General features: G+C 40.6%; 13 protein-coding genes and 1 other annotated feature. All 13 genes read left to right on the forward strand.

What is annotated here, in order from left to right:
* Positions 1 to 18: 18 nt before the first annotated feature.
* The 13 genes from sigG (at position 19) to DV702_RS02280 (ending at position 11,886) form a co-directional block, all read left to right on the forward strand.
* The gene (gene sigG, locus DV702_RS02220) at positions 19 to 810 is read left to right on the forward strand and encodes an RNA polymerase sporulation sigma factor SigG (RefSeq protein ID WP_114923255.1); all 792 of its coding nucleotides are present in this window, start codon (positions 19 to 21) and stop codon (positions 808 to 810) included.
* A gap of 95 nt (positions 811 to 905) precedes the next feature.
* Positions 906 to 1,151 (forward strand): PRC-barrel domain-containing protein, encoded by a 246-nt coding sequence (locus DV702_RS02225; RefSeq protein ID WP_162805696.1) that lies wholly within the window; start codon positions 906 to 908, stop codon positions 1,149 to 1,151.
* A 48-nt stretch (positions 1,152 to 1,199) separates the two neighbouring features.
* On the forward strand, positions 1,200 to 1,913 hold the full coding sequence (locus DV702_RS02230) for a YggS family pyridoxal phosphate-dependent enzyme (RefSeq protein WP_114923257.1): 714 nt from the start codon (positions 1,200 to 1,202) through the stop codon (positions 1,911 to 1,913).
* The gene (locus DV702_RS02235) at positions 1,910 to 2,374 is read left to right on the forward strand and encodes a cell division protein SepF (RefSeq protein WP_114923258.1); all 465 of its coding nucleotides are present in this window, start codon (positions 1,910 to 1,912) and stop codon (positions 2,372 to 2,374) included. Before DV702_RS02230 ends, DV702_RS02235 begins: the two co-directional genes overlap by 4 nt.
* 73 nt (positions 2,375 to 2,447) lie before the next feature.
* Positions 2,448 to 2,732, forward strand: coding sequence for a YggT family protein (locus DV702_RS02240; RefSeq protein ID WP_114923259.1), 285 nt, complete (start codon positions 2,448 to 2,450; stop codon positions 2,730 to 2,732).
* 71 nt (positions 2,733 to 2,803) lie between these two features.
* Entirely contained in the window at positions 2,804 to 3,580 is a 777-nt protein-coding gene (locus DV702_RS02245) for a YlmH family RNA-binding protein (protein WP_114923260.1), read from the forward strand.
* Between the two features lie 102 nt (positions 3,581 to 3,682).
* Complete coding sequence (locus tag DV702_RS02250) at positions 3,683 to 4,267, forward strand: DivIVA domain-containing protein (RefSeq protein WP_114923261.1); 585 nt, start codon at positions 3,683 to 3,685, stop codon at positions 4,265 to 4,267.
* Positions 4,268 to 4,305: 38 nt separating this feature from the next.
* Positions 4,306 to 4,522: a binding site (T-box leader), on the forward strand.
* A gap of 74 nt (positions 4,523 to 4,596) precedes the next feature.
* Positions 4,597 to 7,356 carry an isoleucine--tRNA ligase gene (gene ileS, locus DV702_RS02255; RefSeq protein ID WP_114923262.1) on the forward strand — a complete coding sequence of 920 codons (2,760 nt, stop codon included), beginning with the start codon at positions 4,597 to 4,599 and terminating at the stop codon, positions 7,354 to 7,356.
* A 138-nt stretch (positions 7,357 to 7,494) separates the two neighbouring features.
* Positions 7,495 to 7,971 carry a signal peptidase II gene (lspA, locus tag DV702_RS02260; protein WP_114923263.1) on the forward strand — a complete coding sequence of 159 codons (477 nt, stop codon included), beginning with the start codon at positions 7,495 to 7,497 and terminating at the stop codon, positions 7,969 to 7,971.
* Positions 7,971 to 8,876 carry an RluA family pseudouridine synthase gene (locus DV702_RS02265; protein WP_114923264.1) on the forward strand — a complete coding sequence of 302 codons (906 nt, stop codon included), beginning with the start codon at positions 7,971 to 7,973 and terminating at the stop codon, positions 8,874 to 8,876. Before lspA ends, DV702_RS02265 begins: the two co-directional genes overlap by 1 nt.
* A gap of 225 nt (positions 8,877 to 9,101) precedes the next feature.
* A complete protein-coding gene (gene pyrR, locus DV702_RS02270) occupies positions 9,102 to 9,650 on the forward strand; it encodes a bifunctional pyr operon transcriptional regulator/uracil phosphoribosyltransferase PyrR (protein WP_114925808.1) in 549 nt (182 codons plus the stop codon).
* A gap of 20 nt (positions 9,651 to 9,670) precedes the next feature.
* Positions 9,671 to 10,963, forward strand: coding sequence for a uracil-xanthine permease family protein (locus tag DV702_RS02275; protein WP_114923265.1), 1,293 nt, complete (start codon positions 9,671 to 9,673; stop codon positions 10,961 to 10,963).
* Between the two features lie 44 nt (positions 10,964 to 11,007).
* Positions 11,008 to 11,886 (forward strand): aspartate carbamoyltransferase catalytic subunit, encoded by an 879-nt coding sequence (locus DV702_RS02280; protein WP_114923266.1) that lies wholly within the window; start codon positions 11,008 to 11,010, stop codon positions 11,884 to 11,886.

Here is an 11,886-nt window from a genome sequence, read left to right on the forward strand (position 1 = left end):
AATGCGGAGGAAAAGCCAATGGTACGTTCAAGAGTAGAAATTTGTGGGGTCAATACGTCAGAGCTGCCATTATTGACAAGCGAAGTGATGAAAGAAACATTTATCCGTTTGCAAAGCGGCGATGAATTTGCCAGAGATGAATTGGTGTTTGCGAATTTGCGTCTTGTACTAAGTTTAGTTCAGCGTTTTAACTATCGCGGTGAACAAGCAGATGATTTGTTCCAAGTAGGGTGCATAGGTTTGTTAAAAGCTATAGATAATTTTGATTTGAAACATAATGTTCGATTTTCAACTTATGCTGTTCCAATGATTATTGGAGAAATTAAACGCCACTTACGTGATCATCATGCTGTTCGTGTTTCAAGATCATTAAGAGATATCGCGTACAAAGCAATCAGAGCCAAAGAGCAATTTGTCAATGACCATCAATACGAACCGCGCATCTCAGACTTAGAAAAAATAACTGGCATCCCTGAAGAAGATATTCTTTTTGCTCTAGATGCGATACAAGACCCTATGTCGCTTCATGAGCCTATGAATAGCGATGGGGGAGACCCGATTTATATGATGGATCAACTACATGACCAACGAGTCTCTGAAGACCGCTGGATGAACTATGTAGCCATTAAAGAAAGTGTAGAAGAATTAAATGAACGCCAGCAACTAGTTGTGTCAAAACGATTTTATTTAGGACAGACTCAAACAGAAATTGCTAAGGAATTAGGAATTTCACAAGCCCAAATTTCTAGAATCGAAAAACATGCGATGGAGAAAATTCGGTTAGGTATTGAACAAAAAACAAATGAATAGAACGTTGACTGCTACTGGATCATGCCGCGTCCGTAGCAGTTTTTTCGTTCTCAATAAAATCTCCTCTGCATAGTATGAAAGAAGGAGGGGAAACTATGCGCTTTTCGAGTTTACAAAAAAAAGAAGTGATAGAATTGAAAAAGGGGTCTTTCCTCGGGTTTGTTCAAGACGCGACAATCGACATAGACAAGGGAAAAATTTTGAATCTTCATATTGGAGAAATCGAACGATCATTTTTTTCGGAAAATAGATCAAAAGGTGTTCGGAAAGTAAGTTATCAAGACGTTATGACGGTTGGAAAAGATATCATTCTTATCCAAGATAAAGAGCTAAACAGATGACTTATCGTTGATATCTAGTGCTTTGCTTGATACAATGAAGCAAAGTATATGAAAAGTAGTGATAATGTGAAACCACTTGAACAACGATTGGCCACTATACAGCAACAAATAAAAAAAGCATGTGATAAAGTTCAACGCAGTTCAGATGAAGTTACTTTAATTGCGGTTACTAAACAAGTCTCAGCTGCAAGAGCACAGGCAATACTCGATTTAGGTGTGAAAAACTTAGGTGAAAACCGTTTAGAAGGTTTACTTGAAAAGCAAGAAACGATTGACGAACATGGTGTAAACTGGCACTTTATAGGGAATCTTCAAACCCGTAAAGTAAAAGAGTTAATTGATCGTATGAACTGCCTTCACTCATTGGATCGTCTAAGCCTCGCAAAAGAAGTGAATAAACGTTCAACTAAGCCGGTAGACTGTTTCGTACAAGTTAATGTGTCTGGAGAAGAGTCAAAGTCTGGAATTACACCTCAAGAAATAGAAGGCTTTTTTGAGCAATTAGCGGCTTATGAGAACATTCATGTGATAGGTTTGATGACGATGGCACCTAACACGGAAGATGAATCAGTTATTCGTCACGTTTTCCGTTCATTGCGAGAAATACGGAATTCTGTCGCAGCTAAAAATCTTTCCTATGCGCCCTGCACGCAATTATCGATGGGTATGTCAAATGATTTTGAAATCGCAATCGAAGAAGGTGCGACGCATATACGCATCGGAACCGCATTAGCCGGAACAGAAAGAGAGGAAACTGAATGAGTCTTAAAAAGCGATTTGAAAAAATGTTTTGGGTGGAAGACGAAGAAGTCATAAAAGAGCCGCCAGCCAAACAAAAAAGAGTCAGTCAGCCCCCTGCTCGTAAAGAATCAAAAAGAATGAACAGCAAGAAACATCCAAGCGCTCCAAACCCTGCTTTCAAACCACAGACAGCACCTGTCATTAGTTTGCAAAGTATACAAAAGTCATCTAAAGTAATTTTAGTAGAACCGCATTCCTATGCAGAAGCGCAAGAAATTGCTGAACATCTTAAAAATAAGCGGTCTGTTGTCGTGAATTTGCAAAGAATTGAGCGTGACCAAGGGTTTAGAATTATTGATTTTTTAAGCGGAACCGTTTATGCACTAGGTGGAGACATCCAACGGGTAGGAACAGACATATTCATCTGTGCACCTGAAAATGTAGAAGTTGCTGGATCTATTACAGAATTTCAGCCGGAATAAAAAAGGTTTCGTCTACCTGAAGTTTCTACTCTTGTAGAAAACAGACAATTTTGAATGAGGTGTACATGCTATTATGGATGCATTATTATTTAATATCGTTTTATTTATTCGGAATGCGGTTCAGATATATTCCTTCCTATTGATCATCTATATTTTGATGTCTTGGTTTCCTTCAACGAGAGAAACAAAATTCGGACAGCTTTTAGGCAGAGTGACTGAGCCTTATCTAGGGTTTTTCCGAAAGTTCATCCCACCGCTAGGAATGATTGATATTTCTCCGATCGCTGCATTGTTTGCATTGCAATTAATCAATCGTGGAATTGTTCAAATTTACTTCATGATTAGAGGAGTTTTGTAAGACAGGCTATCAATTGAAAACGGAAATCCTCACAAGGGTGGGGGTTTTTTTGTATAAGGAGAAGATGTACAATGGAATCGATTTTCCAGCATTTTCGAAAAGAGGAACAACCTTTTATTGAAAAAGTGAATAGTTGGGTGAAAGAAGTAGAAGATACGTATGCCCCTAAGTTAACAGAGTTCTTAGATCCCCGACAACGATTTATCGCAGAATCTATCGTTAGAAATTCAGACCTAATGATGTCAGTAGCGGGTGGCTTCCCGAATTCAGAGCGCGAACGCGTGTTAATTTATCCAGATTATTACACACCTGCGGCAGAAGATTTTCAAATTAGTTTATATGAGATCCACTATCCGCAGAAGTTTGTTACGATGAAGCATTCACAAGTACTCGGCTCTTTATTGTCAGTAGGAATTGACCGCTCGCGTTTTGGCGATATTCGTCTGAGTGAAGAGAGAGTGCAATTTGCGGTTTCAACTGAAGTAGCAGAATATATTCACGTGAACTTTACGCAGGTCGGCAAAGTGAAAATCTCTGTCCAGCCGGTACTGAAAGAGGAAGATCGTATAACTGTTCTGGAAGAATGGACCGAAGAACTGCATATTATCAGTTCATTACGAATTGATACAGTCGTAGCAGCATTGACTACTAGTTCACGGGCAAAAGCATCTTCACTGATTAAAGGTGAGAAGGTGAAAGTAAACTGGACGACGATAGATCAACAAGCATTTGAAGTGGAAGAAGCAGACATAGTATCTATCAGAGGTTTTGGGCGTTATAAAGTTCTCAATATTGAGGGACGCACAAGAAAAGATAAAATCCGTGTCATGATTGGTGCGTTAGTCTGACAGGGAAAACCTTGATAAAATAGTAGAAGTAGTGTTTAATCAAGTAATATAGACTATTATGATCTTCCTGAGATGGATTAGACTGAAAGGAGAAAGCATTTTATGGCTTTAACCCCTACGGATATACATAACAAAACGTTTAGTACGAAATTTCGTGGTTATGATGAAAATGAGGTCAATGAATTTTTACAACAACTCATGAAAGACTTTGAGAATGTCATAAAGAAAAACGAAGAATTAGAAAAAGTGATTGAAGACAAGGAATCAAAAATCGCTCACTTTAAGACGATCGAAGAAACGATGCAGCAATCAATCTTGATAGCGCAAGGCGCAGCTGAAGATGTTCGGAAAAATGCAATTCAAGAATCCAAGCTAATTGTGAAAGAATCTGAAAAGAATGCAGACCGACTAGTAAATGATGCACTAGCTCAAGCGAGAAAAATCGCTTTAGAAGTTGAAGTGCTGAAAAAACAGTCTAAAATCTTCAAAAGCCGATTTAAAATGATGGTGGAAGCTCAGCTTGATATGATCAATACCGAAGACTGGGATGATTTATTGAAATATGAATTAGACACGTCCAGTGTGGAAAAAGTAGCTGAAAAGGAACTGGATTCCCCATTGGTTACTGAAGAAGATCTGAAAGAAATTGAAAGAACGAATACAGTAAAAGAAACAGAAGAAGCTTGACAAGTACAAGCTACATTTTTATACTTACACTAATTACTAAGTAAGCGTTGATAGAGAGAGTACTTTTTAATATGACCGATAGCGAGCTAGGGATGGTGAAAGCCTAGTGGTGTGTTAAAAACGAAGATCACTCTGGAGCTGGATAATGGATACGTACATTCTCCCGGTTACACTGCCGTTATCAGTGACTAAGCGGCAATTATCTAGGATGATTGCAAGTAGGGTGGTACCGCGAGAATAATCCTCGTCCCTTTTTGGGATGGGGATTTTTTTGTTTTCTACGGACAGTCTATGGTGTAGTGAGTTACTAATTTGAGGAGGAATTTGGAATGGAATATAAAGATACGTTACTAATGCCGAAAACAGAATTTCCTATGCGAGGGAACTTACCGAATAACGAGCCTAAAATGCAGGAAAAATGGAATGAGAAAAATATTTATAAGCGAGTTCAAGAACGGACAGAAGGAAGACCATTCTTCATTCTTCATGACGGACCGCCGTATGCAAATGGAGACCTACATATGGGACACGCACTCAATAAAGTGCTGAAGGACTTCATCGTTCGTTATAAATCGATGTCAGGTTTTCATGCACCATATGTTCCAGGGTGGGATACACACGGTTTGCCAATCGAGCAGGCAATTTCCAATAAAGGTGTCGACCGTAAAAAAATGAGCGTCGCGGAGTTCCGCAAAATGTGTGAAGAATACGCACTTCAACAAATTGACAATCAACGCACGCAATTCAAACGTTTAGGTGTGCGCGGAGATTGGGAAAATCCTTATATTACGCTAAAGCCTGCTTTTGAATCACGACAAATCCAAGTGTTTGGAGAGATGGCGAAAAAAGGCTATATCTATAAAGGGTTGAAACCAGTGTACTGGTCACCGTCAAGTGAGTCTGCACTGGCTGAAGCGGAAATTGAATATCATGATAAAAAATCACCATCTATTTACGTTAGCTTCCCTCTGCGTGACGGGAAAGGCGTCTTGGCAGAAGACGTGAAAATTCTTATTTGGACGACGACTCCTTGGACTATTCCCGCAAACTTAGGAATTTCTGTTCATCCTGATTTTACGTACGTAGTAGTGAACGTCAATGGCGAAAAATTGCTGGTCGCAAAAGATTTAGTAGAGTTTTTAGCGAAAGAGTTAGAGTGGAAAGACTATTCCATCGAGCAAGAAGTTGCAGGCGCTGATTTGGATCGCGTCGTTGCTAAACATCCATTCTACGATCGTGACTCCCTTGTGATGCTCGGGGAACACGTTACAGCTGATGCTGGTACAGGCTGTGTTCATACAGCTCCAGGACACGGGGAAGACGACTTCTACGTCTGTAAGACTTATGGTATTGATGCATTGTCTCCGATTAATGACCGTGGTGTCATGACGGAAGAAGCTCCATTCTTTGCAGGGATGTTTTATGAAGATGCTAACAAAGCGGTTACAGAAAAGTTGGATGAAGTAGGTGCACTTAAAAAGCTCAGCTTCTTTACTCACTCATATCCACATGACTGGCGTACGAAAAAGCCGGTAATCTACCGTGCGACTGCTCAATGGTTTGCGTCAATTGATCTATTTAGAGAAGATCTGCTGGAAGCTATTCGCCAGACAGAGTTCACGCCATCATGGGGTGAAACACGTCTGTTTAATATGGTTCGTGATCGTGGAGATTGGTGTATTTCACGTCAGCGTGTGTGGGGAGTTCCTATTCCAGTATTTTATGCGGAAAACGGTGAGGCGATTTTGACTGATGAGACGATTGGTCATGTAGCAGCACTATTCCGCGAGCACGGTTCGAATATTTGGTTCGAGCGCTCTGCAAAAGAATTATTACCTGAAGGCTTCACACATGAAGGCAGCCCGAACGGTGAGTTTAGTAAGGAAACAGATATTATGGACGTTTGGTTCGATTCGGGCACGACACATCAAGGGGTACTCGATGAGCGTGATGATCTAGTGTACCCTGCGGATCTATATTTAGAAGGTTCTGATCAGTACCGCGGATGGTTCAACTCTTCATTGACTACAAGTGTAGCGATTAATGGTATTGCACCTTACAAAGGCATTTTAAGCCATGGGTTTACATTGGATAAAGATGGTCGCAAAATGAGTAAATCTTTAGGAAATGTCATTGTGCCGGCGAAAGTAATTAATCAACTAGGTGCCGATATTGTACGACTTTGGGTTTCATCTGTAGACTATACAGCGGACGTCCGCGTATCAGATTCCAATTTTAAACAAGTTTCTGAAGTCTACCGGAAGATTCGTAACACACTTCGTTTCTTGCACGGTAACGTAGCAGACTTTGATCCTGCAACAAACCGTGTGTCGTTCGAGGATATGCGTCCAGTCGATCAATATGTCTACGTAAAACTTCAAGACTTGATCGAAGAAGTGCGTCAGGCATACGAAGCTTATGAATTCGCTACTGTTTACCATGCGGTGAATAATTTCTGTACAGGAGTTCTCAGCTCATTCTACTTGGATATTGCAAAGGATGTAGTATATATCGAAAGCGCTGACCATCCACATCGTCGTGCAATGCAGTCTGTTATGTATGATACGTTACTGACACTAGTAAAATTGACTGCACCGATTCTGCCTCATACTGCAGATGAGATGTGGGAATGCCTGCAAGTGAAAGAGGTAGATAGTGTTCAATTAACAGATATGCCAGAAGCAAATCAAAAAGGTGACGTAGCGGAAAAACTACGTGAACGCTTTGACCATTTGATGGAGATACGTGACGATGTCTTAAAAGCTTTAGAAGAAGCGCGAAATGCAAAAGTGATTGGGAAATCTTTAGAAGCAAAAGTAACAGTAGTCTTGCCAGAAGATCAGCAAGGCATTCTGAAAGCATCTGATATTGACTTTGCGCAATTCTTCATCGTTTCAGCATTTGAAGAAAGTAACAATGCAGAACTTCCGAGTGCTTTGAAATTAGATTGTGCAACTGTATTAGTAGAAGCTGCAGAGGGTGAAAAGTGTGAACGTTGTTGGACAATCTCCACGATCGTCGGAGAAGATGAAATGCATCCAACGTTATGTACACGATGCGCAACTGTTGTGAAAGAAAACTACGCGTAAGCACTCTTCATATTACACCCATCATCATTCATTCGTGGATGATGATGGTTTTTTATTGTATTTAGAGTGACTAAATACAATACAGATCAATATTTGTGGTAAACTAAATTAGAAATTCGCTAGACGGAGGTACGAGCAGTGATCTTTTATTATACAATTGCCGCACTAGTCATTGGACTGGATCAACTAACGAAGTGGCTCATAGTGAAAAACATGGAACTAGGTGAACATATTTCAATTATGGACCCCTATATAAGCTTATTTTCGCATCGGAACCGAGGCGCAGCATGGGGAATGCTTGAAGGGAAGATGTGGCTTTTCTTTATCGTTACCGTAGTAGTAGTAGTTGCTATTCTTTACTTCTTCCATACAGAAGGGAAAAAAGATCGGTTACTTGGCATCAGTTTAATGTTGTTGCTTGGCGGTGCGATCGGTAATTTTATCGATCGTCTGTGGAGAGGGGAAGTCGTGGACTTTATTAGCGTCCTAATTCCAGTGATCCGCTATGATTTTCCGATATTTAACGTGGCGGATGCCGCACTCACGATTGCTGTTATACTTATCTTATTGCATGTCGTACTAGATGAGAAAAAGAAAAAGAAAAAGGTGTCATAATGGAAAGAATTGAATTTGAAATTACAGAAGAACTTGCTGGAAACAGAATCGATAAAGTACTCGCTTTGTTACAACCTGAATGGTCGCGAACTCAAATCCAGCAATGGGTGAAAGACGAACATATTCAAGTGAACAACAGCACGGTTAAACCAAATATTAAAGTAAAGTCAGGGGATACCATTTCTGTATTACAACCAGAACCAGAAGAATATGATATCGTAGCTGAAGATCTGCAATTGGAAATTATGTATGAAGATGCTGATGTGTTAGTCGTTAATAAACCTGTCGGCATGGTCGTACACCCTTCGCCGGGTCATTTAACAGGTACACTAGTTAATGGATTAATGTATCAAGTAAAAGATTTATCAGGTATTAACGGTGTGATGAGACCGGGAATTGTCCACAGAATCGATAAAGATACTTCAGGTTTATTAATGGTAGCTAAAAATGATAAAGCGCACGTATCGTTAGTAAACCAGCTAGTTGAAAAATCGGTGACACGCGTCTATACTGCTCTTGTTCATGGTCATATTCCTCATGACAACGGAACAATCGATGCACCAATTGGAAGAGACAAACGTGACCGTCAGAAGATGGCGGTCGTCGATGATGGCAAACACGCTGTCACTCATTTTAAAGTACTAGAGCGTTTTGGTAACTATACACTGGTCGAATGCAAACTGGAAACAGGTAGAACACATCAAATTCGCGTGCATATGAAATACATTAGCTATCCGCTAGTAGGAGATCCAAAGTACGGTCCGAGAAAAACGATAGACTTTGGCGGGCAAGTTTTACACGCAGGTACTGTTGGTTTTATCCATCCAACGACTGGCGAGTATATGGAATTCAAAGCACCGTTGCCAGAAAATTATCAACAATTACTAAATGATTTACGTCCATAAAATCATTGACAAATGATACATGCTAGCTGTATACTCGGTTAAGCAATTGAATAGCGATACCTTTAAAGTCAGTCCTGTGAGGCTGGGAAGGTTGCACGGAATTACATGATACCTTACTGCGGTTAGGATCAATGTATGCTTTTTTCTGCACGTCTGCCCACCGGTCACTTCTGACTGGTGGGTTTTTTTATGGAAAAGACAAGACAAGAAAGGGGAACCATGATTATGGCTGAGAAAGCAGCGATACTAGATGATCAAGCCATCACAAGGGCAGTTACGAGAATCGCCCATGAGATTATTGAAAAAAACAGAGGCATCGATGATTGTATATTAGTAGGCATCAAAACAAGAGGAGCTATTTTAGCTAAGCGGTTGGCAGATCGAATTGAAATTATTGAAGGAAAACCTATAAAAACAGGAGAGTTAGATATTACTCTTTACCGGGATGATCTTCAATTAAAGAACAATCAGGAAGAAGCTCTTGTACAGCAAGTGAACATTGCACACGATGTAGCAGATCAAAAAGTGATTTTAGTAGATGATGTACTGTACACAGGTAGAACCGTTCGAGCGGCATTGGATGCTGTTATGGATCTGGGAAGACCTTCTTCTATTCAACTTGCGGTGTTAGTAGATCGCGGCCACCGAGAGTTGCCGATACGACCAGACTTTGTTGGTAAAAACATCCCGACGTCAAGTGAAGAACGGGTAGTAGTTAGTATGATTGAAACAGACGGAAAAGATGGCGTAACGATTCATACACGTACATTATAAGCAGCTCGGGGGAACAGTTGATGAGTCAAAAAGTATTAGATATTCATGAAAAACCACAACCCACTCGTTGGATTATATTAAGTTTACAACATATGTTTGCGATGTTTGGTGCAACGATTTTAGTTCCGCAACTCGTTGGATTGAGTCCGGCGATTGCTTTATTGACAAGTGGCATTGCAACGATTGTATTTATTTTAGTGACGAGATTTCAAGTACCGGCGTATTTAGGATCATCATTCGCTTTCATCATTCCGATTCAGATAGCTACGCAAACAGGTGGCATCGGCAGTGCGATGATTGGAAGTATGTTTGTAGCCTTAGTGTATGCCATCATCTCGTTAATCATTTGGAAGACGGGATACGCGTGGATTATGAAAATCCTGCCACCAATTGTTGTAGGTCCGGTCATTATGGTCATAGGATTAGCGATTGCGCCGACAGCTATTAGTATGGCTAGCACGATTACCGTGGATGGACAATCTGTCTACAGCGGACTGCATTTTTCAGCGGCGATTGTTACGTTAGCATCAGCAGTCTTTTGCTTAATGTTTTTCAAAGGAATCATTAGCTTAATGCCTGTTCTCATTGGAATTATCGTAGGGTACGGATATTCAGCGTTTATAGGGATTTTAGATTTCAGTGCAGTCATAGAAGCGAAATGGTTCGCCTTTCCAGAGATGCTCATTCCGGGAATTGATTATCCTTTCGTCGTAACACCTACACTTTTACTCATTATGGTGCCAATCGCTATTGTCACGATTTCCGAACATATAGGCCATCAACTCGTCCTTGGAAAAGTAGTGGATCGGAACTTCATTGATAACCCGGGACTGAATCGATCATTACTAGGTGATGGATTGGGAACATTAATCAGCGGGTTAGTAGGCGGACCGCCAAAAACTACATATGGAGAAAATATAGGGGTTCTTGCTATTACTCGCGTGTATAGTGTGTACGTTATATTGGGCGCAGCAATATTCGCCATTGTATTTTCCTTCCTAGGTAAAGTGATGGCGATGATCGCAACGATTCCAACGGCTGTGTTAGGTGGAATCTCCATTCTACTGTTCGGGATTATCGCCTCGTCAGGTATTCGAATGTTGATCGATCATAAAATCGATTTTGATAATCAGCGCAATTTAGTTATAGCATCCATCATTTTAGTAATAGGGATTGGTGGGGCAACTATCAAATTCAGTCCTACATTTGAAGTGGGAGGTATGGCTTTGGCAGCAATCGTCGGTGTCCTATTGAATATAGTTTTACCTGGTAAAGAAGATTCCACATTAATGGATGACGAAGACGAGTCGTAACAACGTTGTAGTAAAACCTGCATTTCGTGAAGGGGGAATATCGGATGGATCATTTAGTTTCGATGAAAGATCTAACTGTAGAAGAAATCATGCTCATACTGGAACGGGCAGCCAATTTCAAACGGTTAGGCTTCCGTGAGCTACCAGGTACTTACACCGTTTGTAATTTATTCTTTGAGCCAAGTACGCGGACAAAAACAAGTTTTGAAATGGCAGAAAGAAAAGTTGGAGCAGAAGTCATCCCGTTTGAAACTAGTTTTTCCAGCACCTTAAAAGGAGAAACGCTATATGATACGATTAAGACATTAGAGTCAATCGGTCTAGATGCGCTAGTTATACGTCATCCGTCTGACGGCTTCTATAAAGAATTAATCGATCGTACTAGCGTAGCAATCATTAACGCAGGAGATGGCTCTGGCCAGCATCCGACGCAGTCGTTATTGGACATCTTCACGATTCAAGAAGAGTTCGGAAGCTTTGAAGGATTGAAAGTGTTAATAGCAGGTGATATTTCGCATAGTCGTGTCGCGCGTTCCAATGCGGAAGCTTTGCGGAAATTAGGGGCTCAAGTCACTTTCTTATGTCCACCTGAATGGGCTGGGGAATTTGACAGTGTGGACAATTGGGATGAAGTAATCGACACGAGTGATGTCGTTATGCTCCTCCGTGTTCAGCATGAAAGGCATAATACCGAAATGGCGTATACGAAAACTGCCTATCATGAGCAGTATGGGTTAACGATAGAACGTGCAACCAGAATGAAAAAAGAAGCGATCATCATGCATCCGGCACCTGTGAATCGAGATGTCGAAATTGCGGATAGTTTAATCGAAAGTCCACAATCTCGCATATTTAAACAAGTAGAAAATGGTGTATATATTAGAGCAGCTATTCTAGAAATAATATTAAAGGGGCGGAAGTAA

Origin of the sequence: Sporosarcina sp. PTS2304, from assembly GCF_003351785.1 — a bacterium.
Lineage (GTDB): Bacteria > Bacillota > Bacilli > Bacillales_A > Planococcaceae > Sporosarcina.